At 57.9% G+C, this 20,551-nt stretch carries 21 protein-coding genes and 1 pseudogene; 10 read left to right on the top strand and 12 right to left on the bottom strand.

Features of this window, described 5'->3' with window-relative positions; all coding sequences use genetic code 11:
• Positions 1 to 72: 72 nt before the first annotated feature.
• Positions 73 to 4,473, top strand: a complete 4,401-nt coding sequence (locus tag HALNA_RS15680; protein ID WP_049937280.1) for a PAS domain S-box protein — start codon at positions 73 to 75, stop codon at positions 4,471 to 4,473.
• Positions 4,474 to 4,596: 123 nt separating this feature from the next.
• On the opposite strand, the gene HALNA_RS15675 is transcribed toward HALNA_RS15680, so the two are convergent.
• Positions 4,597 to 4,941, bottom strand: a complete 345-nt coding sequence (locus HALNA_RS15675) for an ArsR/SmtB family transcription factor (RefSeq protein ID WP_049937279.1) — start codon at positions 4,939 to 4,941, stop codon at positions 4,597 to 4,599.
• A 239-nt stretch (positions 4,942 to 5,180) separates the two neighbouring features.
• Here HALNA_RS15675 and HALNA_RS15670 point away from each other — a divergent pair, with 239 nt between their 5' ends.
• The 3 genes from HALNA_RS15670 (at position 5,181) to HALNA_RS15660 (ending at position 7,729) form a co-directional block, all read left to right on the top strand.
• A complete protein-coding gene (locus tag HALNA_RS15670) occupies positions 5,181 to 6,356 on the top strand; it encodes a Rossmann-fold NAD(P)-binding domain-containing protein (protein WP_049937278.1) in 1,176 nt (391 codons plus the stop codon).
• A gap of 167 nt (positions 6,357 to 6,523) precedes the next feature.
• Positions 6,524 to 6,913, top strand: a complete 390-nt coding sequence (locus tag HALNA_RS15665; RefSeq protein ID WP_049937277.1) for an ArsR/SmtB family transcription factor — start codon at positions 6,524 to 6,526, stop codon at positions 6,911 to 6,913.
• Between the two features lie 87 nt (positions 6,914 to 7,000).
• Entirely contained in the window at positions 7,001 to 7,729 is a 729-nt protein-coding gene (locus tag HALNA_RS15660; RefSeq protein ID WP_049937276.1) for a hypothetical protein, read from the top strand.
• Between the two features lie 458 nt (positions 7,730 to 8,187).
• Here the strand turns inward: HALNA_RS15660 and HALNA_RS15655 are convergent.
• Both HALNA_RS15655 and HALNA_RS15650 read right to left on the bottom strand, forming a co-directional pair.
• Positions 8,188 to 8,481: pseudogene (locus tag HALNA_RS15655) on the bottom strand (nucleic acid-binding protein); the annotation flags it as partial.
• A complete protein-coding gene (locus HALNA_RS15650) occupies positions 8,478 to 8,729 on the bottom strand; it encodes a hypothetical protein (protein ID WP_049937275.1) in 252 nt (83 codons plus the stop codon). The pseudogene HALNA_RS15655 and the gene HALNA_RS15650, both read right to left, overlap by 4 nt.
• Before the next feature lie 256 nt (positions 8,730 to 8,985).
• Between HALNA_RS15650 and HALNA_RS15645 the strand changes: the two genes are divergently transcribed.
• From HALNA_RS15645 to HALNA_RS15625, 5 genes are all read left to right on the top strand, one after another.
• Positions 8,986 to 9,498 (top strand): hypothetical protein, encoded by a 513-nt coding sequence (locus HALNA_RS15645; RefSeq protein ID WP_049937274.1) that lies wholly within the window; start codon positions 8,986 to 8,988, stop codon positions 9,496 to 9,498.
• Complete coding sequence (locus HALNA_RS15640; RefSeq protein WP_049937273.1) at positions 9,499 to 10,485, top strand: tyrosine-type recombinase/integrase; 987 nt, start codon at positions 9,499 to 9,501, stop codon at positions 10,483 to 10,485.
• Between the two features lie 255 nt (positions 10,486 to 10,740).
• Positions 10,741 to 11,058, top strand: coding sequence for a hypothetical protein (locus HALNA_RS15635; protein ID WP_049937272.1), 318 nt, complete (start codon positions 10,741 to 10,743; stop codon positions 11,056 to 11,058).
• A gap of 5 nt (positions 11,059 to 11,063) precedes the next feature.
• Positions 11,064 to 11,246 carry a hypothetical protein gene (locus HALNA_RS15630; RefSeq protein WP_049937271.1) on the top strand — a complete coding sequence of 61 codons (183 nt, stop codon included), beginning with the start codon at positions 11,064 to 11,066 and terminating at the stop codon, positions 11,244 to 11,246.
• A gap of 154 nt (positions 11,247 to 11,400) precedes the next feature.
• Positions 11,401 to 12,249, top strand: a complete 849-nt coding sequence (locus HALNA_RS15625; RefSeq protein WP_049937270.1) for a DUF6610 family protein — start codon at positions 11,401 to 11,403, stop codon at positions 12,247 to 12,249.
• A gap of 4 nt (positions 12,250 to 12,253) precedes the next feature.
• On the opposite strand, the gene HALNA_RS15620 is transcribed toward HALNA_RS15625, so the two are convergent.
• Complete coding sequence (locus HALNA_RS15620; RefSeq protein ID WP_049937269.1) at positions 12,254 to 12,787, bottom strand: winged helix-turn-helix domain-containing protein; 534 nt, start codon at positions 12,785 to 12,787, stop codon at positions 12,254 to 12,256.
• 189 nt (positions 12,788 to 12,976) lie between these two features.
• Positions 12,977 to 14,968 (bottom strand): ATP-binding protein, encoded by a 1,992-nt coding sequence (locus HALNA_RS15615; RefSeq protein ID WP_049937268.1) that lies wholly within the window; start codon positions 14,966 to 14,968, stop codon positions 12,977 to 12,979.
• A gap of 51 nt (positions 14,969 to 15,019) precedes the next feature.
• Here HALNA_RS15615 and HALNA_RS15610 point away from each other — a divergent pair, with 51 nt between their 5' ends.
• The gene (locus HALNA_RS15610) at positions 15,020 to 15,343 is read left to right on the top strand and encodes a hypothetical protein (protein ID WP_049937267.1); all 324 of its coding nucleotides are present in this window, start codon (positions 15,020 to 15,022) and stop codon (positions 15,341 to 15,343) included.
• Here the strand turns inward: HALNA_RS15610 and HALNA_RS15605 are convergent.
• From HALNA_RS15605 to HALNA_RS15585, 7 genes are all read right to left on the bottom strand, one after another.
• A complete protein-coding gene (locus tag HALNA_RS15605) occupies positions 15,328 to 15,597 on the bottom strand; it encodes a MarR family winged helix-turn-helix transcriptional regulator (RefSeq protein WP_049937266.1) in 270 nt (89 codons plus the stop codon). The two genes, HALNA_RS15610 and HALNA_RS15605, sit on opposite strands and share 16 nt — an antisense overlap.
• Positions 15,594 to 15,893 (bottom strand): hypothetical protein, encoded by a 300-nt coding sequence (locus HALNA_RS15600; protein WP_049937265.1) that lies wholly within the window; start codon positions 15,891 to 15,893, stop codon positions 15,594 to 15,596. The genes HALNA_RS15605 and HALNA_RS15600 overlap by 4 nt, the downstream gene beginning before the upstream one ends.
• Positions 15,894 to 16,121: 228 nt before the next feature.
• Entirely contained in the window at positions 16,122 to 16,379 is a 258-nt protein-coding gene (locus tag HALNA_RS15595; protein WP_157573595.1) for a hypothetical protein, read from the bottom strand.
• A gap of 10 nt (positions 16,380 to 16,389) precedes the next feature.
• The gene (locus HALNA_RS20275) at positions 16,390 to 16,620 is read right to left on the bottom strand and encodes a hypothetical protein (RefSeq protein WP_157573594.1); all 231 of its coding nucleotides are present in this window, start codon (positions 16,618 to 16,620) and stop codon (positions 16,390 to 16,392) included.
• A 60-nt stretch (positions 16,621 to 16,680) separates the two neighbouring features.
• Positions 16,681 to 17,118, bottom strand: a complete 438-nt coding sequence (locus HALNA_RS20270; RefSeq protein WP_157573593.1) for a hypothetical protein — start codon at positions 17,116 to 17,118, stop codon at positions 16,681 to 16,683.
• A 10-nt stretch (positions 17,119 to 17,128) separates the two neighbouring features.
• Positions 17,129 to 19,384 carry a hypothetical protein gene (locus HALNA_RS15590; protein WP_169719052.1) on the bottom strand — a complete coding sequence of 752 codons (2,256 nt, stop codon included), beginning with the start codon at positions 19,382 to 19,384 and terminating at the stop codon, positions 17,129 to 17,131.
• A gap of 615 nt (positions 19,385 to 19,999) precedes the next feature.
• Positions 20,000 to 20,278: a hypothetical protein gene (locus HALNA_RS15585; protein WP_049937262.1), complete on the bottom strand. Its 279-nt coding sequence runs from the start codon at positions 20,276 to 20,278 to the stop codon at positions 20,000 to 20,002.
• Between the last annotated feature and the right edge of the window lie 273 nt (positions 20,279 to 20,551).

Below are 20,551 nucleotides of genomic sequence, written 5' to 3'. Positions count from 1 at the left end.
GAGTCTCCGAGCCGGAGACAGTGCCCCGTGCGTGGGAGTTTTGTGACAGGATGCCCTCGTACGGCCGACGCGATGCCATCTCACTCTCCCCTCCACGTCGATGTGGTGGGGCCGCCGGCGTTCGCCACGGCCCTCACCGACGCGACGGGCGAGTCCGGGACTCGTCTGTCTGCGACGACCGCCCCCCTCGACGCCCTCCCGGAGCATCTCGACGGCACCGACTGTCTCCTCCTCGACCGCCGGACCGCGGGCGCGTCGTGGCGGGCCGTCCTCGAACGCGTCGCCGACGCCCGGCCGCGGGTTCCGGTCGTCGTCTTGGTCGGCGATGACGCCGCGTCGACCGTCGCCGCGGCCGTCGAGGCCGGCGCGACGGACTGGCTTCCCCGTTCGCTGTGCGAGACGCGCCCCGACACCGTCGTCGACCGCATCGACGGCCTCGCCGGTCGTGCCCGACCCTCCCGTCGTGACGATCCGGTCGAGCGGTTCGACCGGGCGACGGCGACCCACGACCCCGACACCGGCCGTCTCCGCGCCGCGAACGGGGCGCTGGTCGACCTGCTCGGCTACGACCGGGCGCGGCTCCGAGAGGCGGGGATCGACGCCCTCGTCGCGACGGATTCGGGCATCGAACCCGTCGTGGCAGACGCCGGCGCGACGTGGGAACCGACCGCCCACGAGTGGCAAGTCGAGACGGCGGACGGCGACCGCCGGTGGCTGGCGACCGATATCTGGCCCGGCAGCGACGGGGACGACCCCTGTATCTTCGCCGTCTCCCGCGACGTGACCGAGCGGAAGCGACGCGAACGGCGTTTCCGACTCGTCGCCGAGAACGTCGACGAGATCATCTACGTGGCCAACGAGGACTTCTCCGAGGTTCGGTATCTGAACCCCGCCTACGAAGACGTCTGGGGCCGCCCCGTCGAGGAGGTGTACGAGAACGCGACCGCCTTCGTCGACGCCATCGATCCCCGGGATAGGGAGGCGTTCGAGACGGAGTTCGCGCGGATGCGCGAGGACATCGCTCGCGGCGAGGCCGCCGACAGCTACGAGTTCGAGTTCCGTATCCGCCGGCCGGACGGGGAGCGTCGGTGGGTCTCGGCCACCGGCTACCCGGTCGAGACGCCGGCGGGCGATGGCTGGTACGTCGGCATCGCGAGCGACATCACCGAGCGACGCGAACTCGAACGGACCTACCGGGAGTTGTTCGACAAATCCAGCGCGGCGATCACGCTCCACGATCCGGAGACGAAAGAGATGGTCGGCGTCAACGACACCATGTGTGACCTGCTCGGCTACGACCGGGAGACGCTGCTGGATATCGGTGCCGTCGGCATCAGTGTGGCGGACGAGGGCTACACGGAGCAACGGGGCGCCGAGATCATCGACCGGGTCATGGCGGCCGGCGAACCGGAGGAGTACGAGTGGGTCGTCGAGGACGCGGACGGCGACCGACACGTGCTGCTCGTGACCGGCACGCCCGTGACGATCAACGGGCAGGAGCGGTTCCTCTCCGCCTCACAGGACATCACCGAGCGAAAGCGACGCGAGCGCGAAATCGAGGAGGAACGGCAGAAGTACTCGGCGCTGGTCGAGCAGAGCACCGACGCCGTCGTCGTCGTCAGGGACGGCCAGTACGTCTTCGTCAACGACCGCTTCTGTGAAATCACCGGCTACGACGAGGCGGAACTGCTCGGTATGCCGTTCCAGAACGTGTTCACGCCGTCGTCCCGGGAACTGGTCAGGGAGCGATACGAGCGCCGCGTGGCCGGCGAATCCCCGCCCAACCAGTACGATGTCGAGGTCGAGACGGCCGATGGCGACCGGCTGACGCTCGAACTGTCCGTCTCGCGCATCCGACACGAGGGGGAGCCGGCGACGATGGCGAACTTCCGGGACGTGACCGAGCGCCGAGGGCGGGAACGAACGATCGAACGGCTTCAGGCGGCCACCGAGCGCCTTCAGGGAGCCGAGACGACCGACGAGGTGTACCGGATCACGGTCGAGACGGCACGGGACGTGCTCGGGCTGCCGATGACGGCGTGCTGGCGTCACGACCCCGACGCCGAGCGACTCACCTACGTGGACGGGACCGAGCCCGTCGCGGAGATGCGGTCCGGAACCGGGCCGGTGTCTTTCGGCCCCGGCGACACGGAGTACGGGATCTTCGAGCGCGACGAGGCGACGACGTACGACCCCAGCGAGTCCCACGACCACAACCCGCTCGACGCCGCCATCGTCGTCTCGCTCGGCGAACACGGCCTCCTCGCGGCGGGCGACTGCAGCCGGGACGACTACGAGCCGTACCGCCTCGACGCCGCGCAGGTGCTCGCCGGTCACGCCACTACCGCGCTCAATCGGGTGGACAGGGCCGAGCAGTTGCGCGAGAGCGAGCACCGACTGCAGGCGATCGTCGATCGGATCGACGAGGCCATCTTCCTCGCACCGGCCGCCGAACTGACTGCGGGCGATCCGGCCCCCGACTTCGTCAGCTCCGGCTACGAGGACATCTGGGGCCAGCCGCTCGACGGCCTCCACGAGACGTACGAGGAGGGGTTTTTCGACACGCTCCATCCCGACGACTACGACGACTACCGCGCCTTCATCGACCGTCTCGCCGCGGCGGTGTCGGCCGGTGACGCCGACGAGCGATACAGACGGGAGTACCGCATCGAACGCCCCGACGGCGAGATTCGCTGGGTCCGCTCCGAGTTCTACCCGACCGAGTGGACGGACGGCGTCCCCCGCGTCGTCATCGTCAGCCGCGACGTGACCGCGGCGAAACGACGCGAGCGGACCATCGAGTCGTTCCACGACGCGACGGCGGAGCTGACGACGGCCGACACCGTCGTCGACGCGGCCCGGATGGCCGTCGACGCCGCCGCGGACGTGTTCGACCTGCCCGCGACTGCCGTCTACCGCTACGACGAGGCGACGGCCACGCTCGAACCGGCGGCCACCGGCCCGGCGCTTCCGGAGGCGGCGGCGCTCCCCGCGCTCACCGACGACGACACGCGGGCCTGGGACGCGTTCGTCAGCGAGACGATGTACCGCGTTGACGACGGCGCCGAGCCGTTGGGCGACGTGCGGCCGGGCGAGGAGGCGGTCCTGTTCCCGCTCGGCGGCAACGGGCTGCTCGCCGTCTGTGGGTCGGGCGTCGACACCGAGGCGGCGAGCATCATCGCCGCGACGCTCGAAGCCGCGCTGAACCGGCTCCGCGGCGAGCGACGACTCGAATCGCGTCGGGCGGAGTTGGAGGCACAGACCGAGCGCGCCCGTCGCCTGGAGTCGATCACCGAACTGACACGGCGCATCGAGGCGGCCATCACCGGCCACTCCTCGCGTCGCGGGATTCAGGAGGCAGTCTGTGCGGAACTGGTGGATCGCGACCCCTTCGACGCCGCCTGGATCGCCGCCGCCGACGTGGGGACGGACCGGCTGACGCCCCGGGCGACCGCCGGTATCGACGCCGACGCCGTCGAACGCGTCCTCGACGGGGCCGCTCCCGGCACCGACTCGGCGGCGGCTCATCCCGTGGCCGAGGCGTGGGAGACGGGCGAGCCCCGCGTCGTCGACGACCTGGTCGGGAGCGGCCGCCGTCGCGAGTGGCAGCGACTCCTCCTCACGTTCGGTGCCGGGTCGGTCTGTGCGGTCCCGCTCGCGTACAGCGGCATCACCTACGGCGCGCTCGTCGTCGTCGCCGACGACCCCGGCGAGTTCGAGGACCGGGAGGTGGACGTGCTCTCACAGCTCGGAACCTCCATCGGCTACGCCATCGCGGCCATCGAGCGCCGGCGCGCCCTCGAATCCGACGACACGCTCGAACTCGAGTTCCGGGGGAGCGATGCGGGCCTCCCCTTCGCACGACTGGCGCGTGAAACGGGGTGTCGCGTCCGCCACGAGCGGACCGTCCGCCGACAGGACGGCTCCGTCAGCGTCTACTACACCGTCCGCGGCGACCTCCCGGCGGACGTGGCCGACGCGGCGTCGTCGACTCTCCCCGGCGACATCGAGGTCGCTGCCCGCCGGGACGGGGAAGTCGTCGTCGAGCGTCGCGGGTCGTCCTGGTTCGGCGCCTTCGTCTCCGAGTACGGCGGCGTCCTCCGGCGCGGAGCGGCGACCGACGGCGATGTCTCGCTCGTGGTCGAACTCCCTCGCGAGGCCGACATCCGCACCATCGTCGATCGGTTCCGGGCGGAGTTCCCGGCGCTCGACCTCACGGCCCAGCGTCAACACCAGGAGACGGAGACGACTCCCGGCGAACTGCACCGCCGGATCGAACAGCGTCTGACCGACCGGCAGTACGAGGCCATCGAGACGGCACACGCCATGGGCTACTTCGAGTGGCCCCGCGAGAGCAGCGGCGAGGAAGTCGCCGAGACGCTCGATATCACCCAGCCGACGATCAACAAACACCTCCGCCTCGGCGAGCGGAAGGTGTTCGACCTCCTCCTCGGGAACGGCGATTCGGCGTGATCGTGAGTCTCGTACGTGGGAAGGATCGCCGGAAGTCGTCATCGGCTCTCGCCGGCCCGGTCCGGCGACTCACCGGGAAACAGGGACAATACCCACTGTGGGCGAGTCGGCGCAGGCGGGCGATCAGTCGTCGGCCGGCCCGGTCGCCCGGACCGTCCCGTCGACGCCGCCCTCGTCGACACGGAGTTCGACCGAATCGAGGGCGAGTTCGAACTCGCGGCGGTGGTGGCCGTCGGGGTCGTAGCGGAGTTGCGAGGTGACGAGGCCGGCGTCTTCGAGGCGGTCGAGGCGCCGGTACACCGTCGCCCGCGACATCTCACAGCGATCGACGAGTTCCGCCGCCGGGAGCGAGCGCCCGTCGAGTGTCGTGAGGAGTCGGCAAGTGTACTCGTCGCCGAGCAACGCGAGAAGCGTCTCGGCGGCCGTCGACGGGGCGTCGCGGTCGGCGCGAGAGGCGCGTGTCTTCATATCCCGACGAACGCCATCCATCCCCCAAAGCGTCCCGTCTATGCTGACTACCCGCGACGCCGACGGGGGCTATCCATATTGACTCCGGCGGGCGGATCGGTGTTTCCGAGTCAGAAACACGCGTTGCCGGTTTATGAGACGGCGACTCGAAAGGAGCGCAATGGCACGTCCGCCGCTCCCGTCGCGACGAACCGGCAGTCTCGGATCGATATCCGTCGACGGCGGTCGTCGGTGAGTCGATGGCGGACCGTCGTCTCTCGCGGCCGTCCGACGACGCGTCCGGCACCGCCGCCCGCCGTGACGACGGCTCCGATGTCGCCCGCGACCGACAGGTTCTGATCGTCGGCGACGGGATCGGCGCCGCGGCGGCCGCCGGATTTCTCGACCGCGCGGGCCTCGATCCGGTGCTTGCGTCTCCCGCCCGCGGCCGGCCGCTCCCGCCGGTGGTGACTCTCTGGCAGTCGGGGTTGACGCTGCTCGAACGCCTCGGACTTCGGCGTCCCGTCGAACGCCACGGCACCACCCTGTCCCGTTTCGCCTGCCGGACGCGTGGCCGGTGTTGGCCGGCGGGCGACACCGATCACCCCGTGCTCGTTGCGGTCGCTCGCACCGACCTCGACGCCGTCCTCGAGCGCCGGCTACTGGACCGAGTCCGAACCGCCGAGCGTCCGGTCGCGACGCTCACTTCGACCGAACGCGGCGTCCGTGCCGTCTTCGAACGCGGCGTCGACGAACTGTTCGACGCCGTCCTCACGACCGAGCGCCGTCTGTTCCCCGGCGACGAGGCGACGGACGCACGAGCGATCCACCGCTGGACGGGGCGCTGGCCGGCGGCCGCCCCTGCGCCGGACGTGCCGACCGAGGCGTGGGGCGACCGGCACGCCGCGTTCGCCGTCCCGGCTCCGGACGCGACGTTCGTCCACCTGGTCACGGCCACGGAAACGGCGGCCGCCGACGCCGTCGGACCCGCCGACGTCGGCGACCGCTTCGGACATCTCTTCGACCCGCCGGTTACCCCGTTTGCGGACCGGCTCCCCGACTTCCAGTACGAACGGCTCCCGTGTGTCTCGCCCGCATCCCGGTGTGCCGACGGCGTTGCGCCCCTCGGCCCGGCGAGCCGAACGTCGATTCCCGGCGACTGCCTCGGCGCCGCCCTCGCCATCGAGGACGCGTGGGTGTTCGCCGACGAGTTGGCGTCGGGCGCGGGCGCCGTCACCGACTGTCTCGGGCGCTACGACCGCCGGCGCCGCCGCCGCGATACCGAACTGGTCGCGGCCTGTGACCCCGACGCCGCCGATTCCGGGCTCCAGTCGGCGCCGATCCGACGGCTGCGCGCAACCCGGGCGGCCGTTCTCGGCCCCGACCCGCCGTCGTCGGTGCACGCGCTGGCGAGTGAGGTCCCCGACCGACTCTGAGACGGACCGTCGTAACTGTGTCCCGGTGGTTCGCCGGTGCCGACGTACACCAAACCGTACGAGCCGGGCGCCGACGGCCGACACAATATGTATTGCCCACTCGCGGCGACGCGGCAGTATAGAATGACCGTCGACCTACGGGGACGGAAGGCGAGGGTCCGTATACGATGGCGACCACTGCAACGGCCGACCGACCGCGTTCCCGGGACGCCCGGCGTGAGGACACACCGGACGCGGTCGTCGTCAGCGCGTGTGACGACGTACCGGCACAGCTCCGCCTCCTCGACGACGAGTACGCGCGGGAGATACTCGCGGCGCTCGCCGGTACGCCCATGCGCGGCCGAGACCTGATCGAGCGCTGTGAGATGTCGCGGGCGACGGTGTACCGGCGCCTCGACCGACTCCGAGCGGCCGGGTTCGTGACGGCCGAGACGGCGGTCGACCCCGACGGCCACCACTGTCAGGAGTTTCGGCTCGCCCGCGACGAGTTGACGGTCCGAATCGAGAACGGGGCGCTCACGGTCGTCGCGACGCCGGCCACCGATCCGTCGGCGTGAGCGGTCGGCCACCGTTGGCCCTTCCACGGACACGGTGTCGATACCGTCCGCGGAACCCTTTTGTTCCCGGACACGAGGACACGACGGGTGACCCGGCAGGACGACCTCGACCGTCTCTACCGCCTCCTCGCCGACCTCGACCGCCGCGTCGACGGGGCGCGGAAACTCAAACGCTGCACCGGCTACATGGACTGGCCCGACCGTGGCGTCTACGTCTTCCTCGCACCCGGCGAGCCTCGCACCGCCGGCGGCGGGTTGCGCGTCGCCCGAATCGGCACCCACGCCGTCTCCGTGGGGAGCAGTACGTCGCTCTGGGACAGACTGAAGCAACACTACGGAACGGGCAGCGGGAGCGCCGACCACCCCCACGGCGGCAACCATCGTGGCTCCGTCTACCGCCAGCGCGTCGGCGAGGCCATCATCGAGAAGTACGGCCTCCACGACGACTACCCCGACTGGGGCGAGCGCTGGGCGAGCATCGACCGGGACCGAGCCGGCGTCCGAGACGAGGAGTATCTCCTCGAACGCCGCGTGAGCGCCTACATCCGCGAGCAGCCGTTCCTCACTGTCGCCCTCGACGACGAACCGGGTCCCAATAGCGACCGCGCGTTCGTCGAACGAAACCTCATCGCGCTGCTGAGCAACCGCGACACCGACCCCGTCGACCCCCGCCCGAACGACTGGTTCGGCCGACACAGTCGGAGCCCGGAGATTCGGGCGTCGGGACTGTGGAACGTGAATCACGTCGACGAGGCCTACGATCCGGCCGCGTTGGATCGACTAGCCGAGGCCGTCGAGGCGACGACGCCGCCGTAATCGTTCCCGCTGTCGCGGCGTCACCGGTACTCCCCGTCACGTCGTCGAGGCGCACGTCGCCGTCGGGAACGCGGTACGCGGCGACGACCGTTTTCGACGCGTCGGGCTTGTTCACCGTCTTGTCGACGGCGTAGCCGACGTACGTGCAGTCTTCGCGGGTGAACTCGACGACCGAGTAGCCCCAGTTGTGGCTGTCGAAGAACTCGATGTGCGGGTTCATCGCCGTGATAAGCGTGGTCAGTACCGGTTCGGTGATCCGTCCCCGCCACCCGCGGGTCAGATGCAGCGCCTCCGCGACGTTTAGCTGGAATGCAGGCGCTAAGCCCCCGCCTCCACGGAGTGAGCGAAGCGAACGGAGTTGGGAGGGGATACAGCGCCCGCATAGGTCGTATCCGTGCGATTCGGCACGCTTACTACCCCCGCCGTTGAGCGGGGTAGTACGATGCTCGCCACGTCTCCGCTGCCTCTCGGGCGGCGAGGTCGTCGGTCAGGAGAACGACCTTCCGCTCTTCAGCGACCGCAATCGCGGCGCGTTCTCCGGCGTCCAGTTCTTCAGTTCCGACTCGGCTTTCGTCGGCTTCGACGAGTTCGTACGAGAGGTCGGGCAACCCGTCCGGAACACCGCCGGTCTCGACTTCCTCGTAAACCGTCTCTGGAACAAGTAGTGTGTCAAACGTCGAGAACAGTTCAAGTGAATCGATTTCGGCGAGGTGAATGAGCGGTCCCGCGTCCGAGACAGCCGCAAGCGTCACGCGTTCAGACCCCAGTCCACGTCTTCCTCGACGACCTCACGCTCTCGCTCCGCTCGCTCGACTTTCGTCCGCCCGACGTGCTCGATGGCTTCCTCGCGGTCGAGTTCCCCATCGAGGTACTGTGCGAGCACGAGGTCCTCCCACAGGTCTTCGAGCCCGCGTTCGAGTGCCCGCTCGAACACTTCGGACTCCGGAAGGCCGCGAGCCTCCGCGATTTCTCGAACACGGTCGGAAATTTCGGCGGCCATACTGTGTGTTTGTTCGGCACCGTTCATAAATCCGTGTCCGCTCGCTCGAGGGGAACCTGACCGGGGCCTATGTCTATCGTGGCCATACCCAAATTCACTCGGAGACGACCTCTACCGTCAAAAATGGCGGCCTCGGCACTCATAAATAACCCGTCCAACATAGGACATAAAAGAATTGACACTTAACTTGTGTCATGTCCGAGGTCGAGGGAGCAATCTCGCTCTTCTCCTTGCATATCGGAGGTCGACAAACAATATGTCAGAAGAAAACAAGAAGCAGTGGAAAGAGACCGGCGGCTTCGCAGAAGATACCGATGTCGCGCAAGTCGTCTGCAAGGAAGAAGATCTAGAAGAGTGGGACGAAGAAGCAGACAATGCAGGCCTCAGCCGATCCCGCTACCTCTACAAACTGATCCAGGAAGCACGGGCCTACAGAGAACACGGGTTACTCCGTGCCGAAGGCGACCAAGCCCGGATCCAAGAACTACAAGAAGAGGTCAAAGAACTGGAGCACCGAATAGAAGAAAAAGAATCGGAGAGCTCGACAGCAATCAGCTTCGACCCAGATACCCTCCGAGATCATTTATCCGGCAACTACCAAGAACTGGATGAGATTCTACGCAGTATCGTAGAGTCCGGAGTAATGGATGAGGCCTTGCGGCAACCTGTGGAGAACCAGCTGTACTTCCTTGCCGCCCGTAACGAGGTAGAGTACGAACGCGGCTGGGGCTGGAAACTCTCAGACTCGGACAGCCGGGGTGACGACTGAATGGCGAAGAAAAAATACGAGATCTTGCTGGACGACGACGAATGGGAAAACCGGGTATTCGAGAACAAACACGACTGCATCAACGACTGGCTACGCAGCAAAGACTCGACGAACAAATCAACGTCTCGCCGCACCTTGAACTCCTACAGCAGGACTGCAGTACGCTTCTTCCACAAGTTCCTACCAGAGGTACACCCGTCTGAAGTAACGGTCGGTGACGTCGAGGAGTACGTCTTGGACTTGAATGATCGAGGGGTCGCTCAGAATACAAAGCGGCGGTACGTAGAGTCTCTGTCAGCGTTCTACACCTGGGCGATGAAGCGGCCACGATTCGAGGATATCACCGGAAATCCTGCAGCAGTAGTCTTAGAGGAATTACCGAAGAAGAAACGGCCTCGTCCAGAGACAGCTACCTGGGAGAACGGGAAACAGATAATCAAGAACATCCCGGACCCACGGGACAAGACCGCAGCCGTCCTTATGGCGAAGACAGGAGCTCGGATCCGCGAAGTCCTCACAATCAAGGAACAGGACCTGATGCTTGACGACGGATTCATCCGGCTCACCGATCGGAAAGGAGGCCGGGAGACTGTCAACCCGGTGGATGATGAAACAATTCAAGCGGTACGCCGACTCCAAGCAGTCAGCAATAACGATTCAGAGTACCTGTTCACCGCCATCCACGGAAGCAGAGTGAAACGTGAAAGAATCCGCCGCGAAGTCCGTAGAGGAGCCGTCCGAGCCGGAATAATGGACCACGAAGACGAGGACCGGTGGCACCACAAATTCACGCCACACTACTACAGAACGATCTTCACGTCGGAAATGAGGAACAACGGGATGCCCGATCACTTCACCCGTTACCTGCGTGGAGACGGCGACCAGGAAACAATGGATCTGTACACCAAGATCCCGCGTGACCAAGTCCGCGACGAGTACCTCGAACACATCAAATCCCTCAATCTGTACGGCGGAGGTGGAATCTAACAATCGGAGAACACAGAATCAACGTTCAGACAGATAGGAACGGCAAGGAAATCGGCGCAACTGTTTATTTGACAATAGATGAGATAGAGGAACTCAGAGAAACTGGCAGCGTTGAAATTACTGCAGAGAATTTGTAACCGTAAGCAGCGGCCCAGTCTCCTCGTTCGCTGCCGAAAGCATAATACACGGATTTATGCAAATCCATATTTATGTGGTAGGAGAATTTATTTACAGTGAGAGGCTCAGACTGTCAGTATGGCATCCGACCCTCCAGATGATATCGAGTTGCCGGATGGCGTCGATGACCCGCTCGTAGATGAGACGTTGAGGCAAACTGAGGAGTACTACACTCCAGTTGAAGATCTCCCAGATGATCCCGAGGAACTGAAGAACTACATAGAAGAGCTGCATTTCAACCTGGCTAAAGGCATCTTAGTAGCTGAAAAGCAGCAGGAGCACATGGAATTGTGGCGAGACGAATTGCAGAAAGTGGTTGGAAAATTCGATGAACGTGCCGAGGAGATGTCTGATCGGATGGAGCTGGCCAGGCTGGAAATGCTGATCGATGACTGAGAAGTATGGGAAATGATGGAGAGTCCTTGGAGGAGATGGCGGCGGCAGTAGAACACCTGAAACGAGCGTCACAGAAAGCGGAATCCGAAGAAGTAGAGACCGTCGTCAGGATCGCGTTAGATGACCTTGACGATCAGCTTCTCCAAGCAGTCAAGAAGATAGGAGAGATCCACGAAGAACATCCGTGAAGCCCTTCCCTTCTGGCAGTTATCTTTTAATTCTATAAATCGGTTTGTGATTTATTGACAGGGTGGATAGCCGGTTATACAGGTCGACGGAGACAAGATAGAAGAAGCGCAGCAGCTGCAGTACTGCAGTAGCACCGGCCGTCACCCATTTGCAGTGGAGGCCTTCAAAAGCGGTTTTCTCCCCGGCAACCGTGAGGATAGTAGCTACCAATTAACAGAGGACCATACCAATGTCCGGCTTCCTCAAGGCTTTCTCGACAACAACTACGAAGACCCAGATTTGGACAGGTTCCTCAAAGAGTTCTATAACAGAGAACCACAGGTTGCAGTGATCGGAGACGCCTACAACAGAGAACAGGCCAGAGAATATCAGGAAGTTATTGACGATCTTCTCGACGACTACCCTCGCCGCAGATTTATCGTCGCTCCAAAATCAGAGGAGGCCTTCGACGTCCTTGACCCTGAAACTACGACACTGGGTTATGCGAACGGGAAGAGCGACATCCAAGCAGAGGATCTAGGACCGGCGAAATTCCGCGGCCGGGATGTCCACCTCCTTGGGGGAAATCCTGTTGAAGCCTACAGCGCTATAGAGAAACTGACCCAACCCACGATTGATGGAAGGCCTCCAGCCAACGTCGTCGGCTACGACTGTAACCTTCCTCTTCGGATGGCGTACTGGGAATACTGGACACCTGACGGTTGGCAGGACAACGCAGGTATGACCCCTCGAGAGACTGCCCGTCGATCCTACCGAGAGATCAAGCAGTATCTGCAGGAAAAAGACGTGTGGCCTGCAACTGAACCTCGGGAACTGTACGGTCCAGCTGTACGAGAACCGGACGACATGATCTGGATGGACGACGGCGGAGACCCGATCGGAACGATCGAGGATCTAGAGAAGGCCTACGTCTCGGAATACGAAGACAAAGGCAAATTGGCGTTCCAAAGCAAGACGCAAAAAGAGTTTATCGAGCACCGAGAAGGCCTATCTCAGATATAAACGGTTACTCTCCGACGCCAAGAGAATCTTTGACGTCATCCCAGGCCTGTTCCCACTTCCTGGAATGGACCTTTCTCTGCCACTCCTTTTCCGACAAAGAGATGTCCTGTTCCTCCGCCTCATTACGGACTTCCTCAACAGCCAACTCGACCCTTTTTTCTTCCAACCGTAGCTCACCAAGTGCCTCAACCAGTGTTTCCTCATTCTGGAGGAGAAACTCGACAAAGAACAAACCGAAGGGAGTCAACCCATACGTCTTCCCTGTTTCCTCAGGCCGGTACAGAAGCTCACAGTCAATCAGTTTCTCTAAGTGATCTTGCATCCCTCCGCGTGTGATCTCCAGAAACTCAGCGATTTCATTCAGAGATTTGCCGTGGTAAATCCCCAGAAGAAGAGCTAACCGCGCCTCGTGTGCCAAACCTTGGAACAGACCGGAAACAGCCTCGAAATCACTTCTGTCCCACTGTTCAGGTTTCATCGTCTCTAACGCTACGAGGAACTGCCTAAAAAGGCGTTTGGATAACTTGGGGTCGCCCATTGACTCAGCCTCTCAAAAATTTAGGGAAAAAGATAAATCTTGGGCAACATAAACACAGAAGAAGAGAAACTACTCGTCAAGGAAGATGGGAAGCGGTCATGGTCTATAACCCAGATGTGCAAAGCCAAATCTCCCGAAGAGTTCCAACCAGCTTAACCCTATTATGCTGAACGCGAGAACAAGCCTGAACTACTCGTGAAACAGGCTGTCGCTCTCCAAAAACTCCCGAAGCAGCAGAATATCTACCTGTTCTTCGGATACATCGATCTTCTCCCTCTTCTGCTCGATAAACTCCTTCACGTACTCGTTTCTACACAAGGTAACGACTCGGTCGAATCCTTGCTCCAGTCTATCTGAGATGTGCTCAATCTCCCTCTCGTTTCTCCCCATCGCAACTTCAATAGCGATTCCATCGCCATCGTAATTCACATAGACATCTGCGTGACTTTTCTCGATGACTGGGTTGAGATCTTCCTCTTCGAGTCTATCGGAAATTTTGTGTTGCCAGTAGCGGTGGACCACACCTCCACGGCCAATTCTTTCGATTTCTATTCCCAGATCTTCCGCAAACTCCTTCCCCGTATCTGTGAGTTCGAACAGCTTGACCCTTCCCTGTTTCAACTTAGCAGATGCTTCCTCTACCAACTCTTTCTCCAGTAACTCCTTCTTCGCCTTATCACCCTGATACCGGCTGGAGAATTTCTCGTAACGCTCAGTCACTGAATTGAACGGATTCTCCACAATATCTCTCAGTAAACGCTCCGCACGTTCCGAAACCTCCAGTTCGGGTTCTTCGGACGCCTCAGAACCGCTACCTGATTCCAGTTCAGATTCTTCGGCTACTTCTACATCTTCTGAAGTGGAAGCATCCAATGGCTGGAAAGACAGTGAACGCCACTCATCACTCAGGCGGGAAACCAGGTCGTCATCAGTGACATCCTTCTCCAAATCAAAGTCAGGTAGACGAACTGGGACCGGATCATGCTCCCCCCGCTGGATCACAGCCTGGCCTACTGCCAACTGTCTCGCCCATCTCTTCTGAAGTCCATCCATCTTCAGGGACTCCGCTATCGATTTGAACTCCTTCGCATCTCCCGTAGCAAGCAAGATCTTCGTATACGTGTTCGCCTTGATCGAGTCAGTCAGCTTCTTCGCCTCCTGGTCGGCAGCTACCAACGATTCCTGGAACTCGCGTAGTTCCGCAACCATCCGGTCAATCTCTGGTAGACCAGAAGCTGCCTGCTGCTCCTTGTAGACCGACATAATCGTCTTCGCCTCATCAAGAAATGTGACGTGCCGGACACCGCTGCCACGATGATTCTGCGCCTTCCTGTACTCGTAGATCCACGCGATCAAAATCTCCATCAGGAAATTCTTCGTCCACGTCTTCAAACCCTCAAACTCGAAGACAACGTTCCTTTCCAGCAGTTCTTCCAGCTTGTAGCCTCGTTCGACGTTGAACGTGTGAGGTGCATCCCGGATAAGCCGCCCAATGCTTCCCTGAATCCTGTACTGGAAAGACTTTCTCTGAGGTGGTACCGATTGGTTCTCAATGTAGTTCTTCAAGTCTAGCAGAGTCGGATTACTGGTCTGGCCGTGGAACTGGTGCAGGTGCTTGTCCAGGAAACGGTCAGATCCTCCGAGCAGCTCCTGACTGTCACAGAACACCTCCATGAACGTGGAGAGCCAGTCTCCCTGCTTGACGCCTGGCGGAGGTCTCAACGGATTGAACCTGAACTTCTCTATAGGCAGTACAAGGACATCCTCGATCTGGTCAGACTTGACGAGATGCCGGTAGTCCTGCTTCAGGTCGAACGCCCAGAACGGAATCTCCTGATCATCGAGCTCGGACATCAGATTGTAGAATAACGTGGTCTTCCCAGAACCGGATTGACCGACTGCCAGTACGTGCTTGGTCAAGTCCTCTACTGGCAGGTCCACCAACCCCCCTTTCCAACCCCGTCCTACATTAATCGATAATCTACCAATTGAGGTTCTGTGACTCCGGTCAAAAGGATGGCTGCGGTGCCGTCTGATTTTCGCCCTGAGCTTCTTGGCAAATTGCCGTTTGATCTTGTCGTTCGGACAGTTATCGATAATACGGAGAAACTTCTTAACCTCATCATCGTCGTCGATACCTGCTTCCTTCGCCTGCTGTAGAAGCCGATCGTGAAGAGACACTGTAGCATTCTTCGTGTCAGAAATTTAAAAGAGGAATTACAATTGGATACTATGGGAGACGAAGATATCGAGCTTCTAGAGGCCACTATAGTCGAAGTTCACACTAACCGCACCAGCAGCAACGATACGCCGTACTGTGCCTTAGAAATCGAATCAGGCGACTGGATCTTCGTCTGGGAAGGCCACTGGAAAGACGAAATCGAAAACAACGCCGCCCAGTACAGAGGCCTCAACGCCGAAATATACGCTAAAGACAAAAGCGATGAAGGCGACGACGATCCTTGGTATCACTTGGAAGCAGTCGTACCGCAGAGCCCCGAAAAAGCCGGCCAGTTCTTAGAAAGAAAGATTGCGAAGGATCAGGCCTCAGCGTAGGCCTTCTCCAACACCTCGAGAAACTCTTCTCCCAGCTCTGTGACTGTGTAAAGTCGTTTCCTGGCGTCATCCTCCGACCTTCGAGATTCTACGAATCCTTCTTCCTCAAGATCGCTCAGGATCTTCCCGACGTAGGACTGCGGAGTCTCAACCTCCAGTGCTATCTCGGATACAGTCTGTTCCTCCTCTGCAGCAGCTTCCGACAGAATCCTCGCCGGCGTCCCCTTCACAAGACTCGAATCAAACGGCTTCATACAGCATCGACCTCCTCGACAAGATCATCCATCTCGTAAAACTCCAAGACTTCACCCTCGTCGACGTCGTAGATCCCGATCGCATCCACCGGCTCACTCCCGTCCAAATGGATCACATCGTACCGGACTCCCTGACTGGTCTCTACTCGGAACCCAGGAAACTCTGAACCGTAGATATCCGCGTCCTGATCATCTTCGAGGATCTTGCGGACCTTGTCAGCTGGCAGGTCACGGGGAAACAGGTACTCCTCGTTATCTTCCCCGAACTCGACTGTCCCGCCAAGGCCTTCGTTCAACTCGGGGTTGTATTGCGGTTCTTCGTAATCTGTGATTAGGGCACCACCCGTGGATACCTGATCTTCTCAGTACTGTGCGGCCGGATCTCCCAAGCCTCTGTGTTCATCAATACGGTTTCCTGCACATCCATTGCAAGCCACTTGACCAGGTTCAAGGCTGTTCCACCGCCGGGTCCTGAAACCCTATTACAAGCGCCTCGAGGCTTTCACGCGGAAGAAGTCCCTGACTCACCGCTGAGAACCACCTGCAGGTAGTGTCTTCTGCTTTTTTTCTGACTCAGGAACAACCTGCTTCAGATTGTTGCCTTCCTCGATGTACTCAATCCAGCCTTCCTCGATAAGCTCCTCAACACACTCCTCGATATCGGCTTCAACCCTCACTGCTTCCAGGTTCTCCTCACTGTCCTTGATAAAGTTATCTCTATCTTTGAAAAGCGAATTGTCGAGCTTTGCTATGATGAATCCCTTCAAGCGCTCCTTCTTCACTGCCGGCACCTCAGAGGTAATCCTCAAGCGAGGAGTCCGGATTTGAAGAAGAATCAGTTGAGGCTTGGTCCTGCATACTGATCGCTGTAAAGTCTGAGTTCTTCGCCCGCTTCACGATCCCAGGCTCATCTTCCTCTTCGTCTTCCTGCTGTTCTCTTCTATGGTTTTGAACCGCTTCTGGAACGGAATTGATCTCAGGTTCTGGTTGAACCTGAACCGTACTTCTACCTGATGATGTCATCGTCTTAATAAGTAGTTATGATATTTTATTTATAAATCTTTGCAGCCGAATCAATCGAATCTACGACTCTTCTTTCACCTCCTGAGCTACTATATCGGTTACATTTTTGACCTTCCACTGTCCTGGAACCGTGTTCTCTACATATCCCAGATGAACAAGAGTTTGAATAGCAGACTTAGCTGATCTCTTACTCGAATAAAGATTTGAAGCCATTTCCCAATTAAGTACACCATCGTTCTTAGCAGCCTTCATGAGCAATAGTTCATTCTGTTCTGTAAGCGAGAACGATGACTTGACGTCATCTATAGCTTTCTTTACCCTCCATACTCCAGGATGAGATCTCTCAATGAAATCTAAGGCCTCCAGCTTTTCTATAGCACTTTTACCTTGACTCCAGCTGGAATAGATCTCTTCAGCTAATCTCTTTGTTATAATGCCGTTATTCTTTGCCCCTTTCAATAAAAGCAACTTCTGCTTCTTACTTAGTGAAGTGTCCACCTCAGATCACCTATATTGTCTGGACCCTACCCTGTTCTGGCTCAAAGAGCTCTCCTTTATTCTTTAGATTTTCAATCACATCCTCCGCAACATCTTCAGATAAATCAACTCTCTCTATCACATCCTGTATCTCAGCGTCATCAGCATCTCCTCTCTCGGAAAGTGTTGAAATTGCATCCTTGACCTTCTGAAGCCGATTCCTGTGGCTCGAACTGAGCTCATCAAAATCGTCAGCACCAATCGTGAAATCAATAGACGATAACGACCGACGAATGAACTCACTGGCCTGCTTCACATGCTTTGGAGCAACCTCATCACTCAGATCGATTCTGGCATAAGCAATAGACAGCTTCAACAACGACACAAAACGACGCCTATCCCACAGATTCTGATCAGGACCTTCCTGCTCCTTGATCGAAGTATAGATCTCCTTCATTTTCTCCTGCGCATCGTCAGAAACCTTAGGATCCAGCCTCTGAGCATAAGCGACATACTTAATCAATAGATCAGTGTCTACTGTATCCCTCCTTTGAGAACCAGTCGAAGAACCGTCACTACCAACAGACCGGCCAAGAATCGTATCAATAATCTCTAACTCCTTCTCCTTCTCCTCCTCATTATTCCAGTCACTACGTGTAACGCCAATTATCGCATCATATCTATCCTTCAAACTGGCCTTATCGTCCGGAATCGGAATCTGCTTGTACCTCTCTTGATGCCTGTCGAAATTATCGTTCTCAGGGTTAGAGATACTGAACTCTGAAGTCTCAGCAGAGATCTTAGTCTGGATATTGGCCTTTGCTAAACTGATTGTGCCTTCAGACAGAGCCTCATTGATGTCTGTAAGAGCGCCGTCGTCGATTTTATCGAACTCATCCGTGATGTGGTACCCCTGGTCTGCCATCGGCAATTGACCGGCTTCAGCAACGAAATCACCCGTAATCTCATCTCTACGGACGGTAGCTGTAAGGCCTACGCCGGTAGAACCAGTTCCGACTGTTCCGATCACTTTCGGGAACTTTTCTTCGATGTGACGACCGAGGTGGGACTTCCCAGTACCAGGTTCACCGACAACAAGGATGTGAGTATCCCCGTGCTCGGTTTTTCCGAGGAGCCAGACAAGGATTCCTTCTTTCATCAACTCCATGTGGTCGATTTCCTCGCTGGCGATCGACCTTACGAGCAGATCCTTGGTATCGTCACGTTGTGCTATATCCAGGATTTTGTTCTCCTCGTCAGTGGAGATCTCTATGTCTTCCCACTTGTCCTCGAGAATTTCGATGTTGTTAGCGCGGAGCCGGAGTTTGTAGTGGTCGTCATTCTTATTTTCTCTGTAGGGTTCGATATAGCCGGTAATTCGGATACCAGACCCTGTAGCTTTCATATTCTTCCTTTCGTCTTCTGCAAGATCCCCATCGACAACGACCGTAATCTTATCCCTGTTTCTAACGTTCGGTGATTCTTTCACACGGAGGTATCTCCGGTTCTCAAACCGTTTGTTGAGTACTGTGAACTTCTTGGATCCACAGTCACACTTGTACGGGCTCTTCAGATTCTCTCCCTCGTTGAAGGTTTTCCTGTAGACATCGTGGCAGTCTTGGCACTCAAAGTCAGCCTCAACGAGCTTAAAGAAGCCGTTAGTACAGTTTTCGAGGACTCCCTCTATGCTGATAAGCCGGTTGAGATCGCTGCTAGAGATCTCTGATATAGATTTAGTATCGATGGAGGAGACGTTTTCTATCCTGACATCCATACTTTCGTTGTTGCTGATCTCTGGGATCCTGCGCAGAGCTGTTTTGGCTGAATCAATTACTTCGTCTGGTTTAATGAGGAGTTCGTCTGCAAGCGCGGCGTCGAATTTCTCCAGTTTCTCGTAGTTAATGTGGATGCTGGACTTCCCGAGCTCGACTTCTCTAATCTGATCGGGGATGATTTCTTCGTAGTATTGGGACCAGACATCGATGGCTTGTTCGCTGTCGAAGAAGGCCTCGTCTTTTTCTGTTTTCTTGGAGGCCTCTCGAAGGAGTTTCTCGACTTTTCTCTGTCCTTTGGAGGTCAGTTTCCAGGTATTCGATCTACCTGACTTGTCGCTTTTTACAAGTTCGTGTTCTTCTTCTATCCTCTTTAGAACTGTATTGACTGTATTTCTGCTGGAGTAGTGCTCTTGTACTCGATTAGATTCGGCTATTTCTGAGGTTGAGGGTTTTTCTTTTCTGTTGATTGCTTTTAGAAGCGTTTTTTGTCCTTTTGATAGATTGTTTGTCATCGAGCTCATCACCTGAGGGGGGTATTTTTCTATACTCACGCGCGTGCGTGATTAGCTGTTGTATGTGTTGTGTCATTGGATATGGAGGGGTTTGAGATGGTTCTCTGTAGATTATTTGCTGTTGTGGGTTCTGTTGTGTTTGTTGTGCTTTGTTGTGGGTTCGTAATATGTCGTATTACCTTTCCACAACGACCCACAACAACCACAACAAGACCCGGAACACTATTTTGAAGATAATTTTCGAGAGACAGGCTTTCTACGGCAGGAATATTCCGATCCACAACAACCACAACAGGGTTTGACGGGGGGACATCTCTCAGTGAAGTCATTGAGCATCACCCTGTTGTTTGGAGTGGTTCCAGAAGCTGGCATATGGCCCATGATCATCACTATGCTCTGATTGAAATGCTATTGTGTCTCCTGGTTTTAGATCAAGGTGTTGTGCAATTTCTTTTGGTAGGTTGACTCGGATTGTACCGTTATTATCCGAAGCCTTCCTTTTGAAGATAGACTTAGCTTTAGATAACATTTCTATCGCCTATCATCATATTAGTCTAAGTCATTTTTAAATGGTTGTTTTATTGATAAAAACAAAAAGGAGAGAAAGTAGAACGTCTACACTGTGAGGCCTTCTTCGTCTGCTTCAACCTGGTCGCTACGTTCGATCTTTTTCTTCAGTAGGAATTGGTCGAGCTTGATTTTCTCCTGCTCGGTCAGGTCTTTGTAGACGTTTTCGAATTTGGTAGCTGTTCGGTGGTTGATGTCGGCGGTTTCTGCAGCTTGGGTCTTGCTCTGAGTCTTTTTGGCCTCGAAGTAGTTTGCCAGGGCTTTGTGTTGGTCTTTTCCGCGTGGGTAGGGGAATTGGTGTAGTGTCTGTCTGAGTGATTCTTCCATACTGTGTGATTATAACTGTATATTTATAAAGCAAATTGTGGTTTTGGAGTTAAGGCCTTACAAAATTGGTGGAGATTATAATAGCTGCAACCGTTTTAGTCATGACAGCAGGAGTCGTCATGTTCCTGGTCTCAGGTCAGACCGGCAGCTTCGGCACCTGGCTCGACAACCAACAAAACAACGCCTCCTGCAGCCTCTCCAAAGCCAAATTCACACAAGCCTGCAACTGCAGCAGCCAAACAGATAAGTCCACTCCTGAATCAAGCCAGATAA

The sequence above is a fragment of the Haloplanus natans DSM 17983 genome, from assembly GCF_000427685.1.
Taxonomy (GTDB): Archaea; Halobacteriota; Halobacteria; order Halobacteriales; family Haloferacaceae; genus Haloplanus; species Haloplanus natans.
The sequence above is the reverse complement of the archived record's forward strand: the minus strand, read 5'-3'. Positions and strand labels throughout refer to the sequence as shown.

What these genes read in the sequence shown, in the direction of transcription:
- HALNA_RS15585 (WP_049937262.1), bottom strand. Translation starts at nt 20,278, where the DNA reads ATGGAAGAATCACTCAGACAGACACTACACCAATTCCCCTACCCACGC.
- HALNA_RS15610 (WP_049937267.1), top strand. Translation starts at nt 15,020, where the DNA reads ATGGGAGACGAAGATATCGAGCTTCTAGAGGCCACTATAGTCGAAGTT.
- HALNA_RS15640 (WP_049937273.1), top strand. Translation starts at nt 9,499, where the DNA reads ATGGCGAAGAAAAAATACGAGATCTTGCTGGACGACGACGAATGGGAA.
- HALNA_RS15675 (WP_049937279.1), bottom strand. Translation starts at nt 4,941, where the DNA reads ATGAAGACACGCGCCTCTCGCGCCGACCGCGACGCCCCGTCGACGGCC.
- HALNA_RS15635 (WP_049937272.1), top strand. Translation starts at nt 10,741, where the DNA reads ATGGCATCCGACCCTCCAGATGATATCGAGTTGCCGGATGGCGTCGAT.
- HALNA_RS20275 (WP_157573594.1), bottom strand. Translation starts at nt 16,620, where the DNA reads ATGACATCATCAGGTAGAAGTACGGTTCAGGTTCAACCAGAACCTGAG.
- HALNA_RS15590 (WP_169719052.1), bottom strand. Translation starts at nt 19,384, where the DNA reads ATGACAAACAATCTATCAAAAGGACAAAAAACGCTTCTAAAAGCAATC.
- HALNA_RS15605 (WP_049937266.1), bottom strand. Translation starts at nt 15,597, where the DNA reads ATGAAGCCGTTTGATTCGAGTCTTGTGAAGGGGACGCCGGCGAGGATT.
- HALNA_RS15665 (WP_049937277.1), top strand. Translation starts at nt 6,524, where the DNA reads ATGGCGACCACTGCAACGGCCGACCGACCGCGTTCCCGGGACGCCCGG.
- HALNA_RS15620 (WP_049937269.1), bottom strand. Translation starts at nt 12,787, where the DNA reads ATGGGCGACCCCAAGTTATCCAAACGCCTTTTTAGGCAGTTCCTCGTA.
- HALNA_RS15670 (WP_049937278.1), top strand. Translation starts at nt 5,181, where the DNA reads ATGGCGGACCGTCGTCTCTCGCGGCCGTCCGACGACGCGTCCGGCACC.
- HALNA_RS15650 (WP_049937275.1), bottom strand. Translation starts at nt 8,729, where the DNA reads ATGGCCGCCGAAATTTCCGACCGTGTTCGAGAAATCGCGGAGGCTCGC.
- HALNA_RS15630 (WP_049937271.1), top strand. Translation starts at nt 11,064, where the DNA reads ATGGGAAATGATGGAGAGTCCTTGGAGGAGATGGCGGCGGCAGTAGAA.
- HALNA_RS15645 (WP_049937274.1), top strand. Translation starts at nt 8,986, where the DNA reads ATGTCAGAAGAAAACAAGAAGCAGTGGAAAGAGACCGGCGGCTTCGCA.
- HALNA_RS15680 (WP_049937280.1), top strand. Translation starts at nt 73, where the DNA reads ATGCCATCTCACTCTCCCCTCCACGTCGATGTGGTGGGGCCGCCGGCG.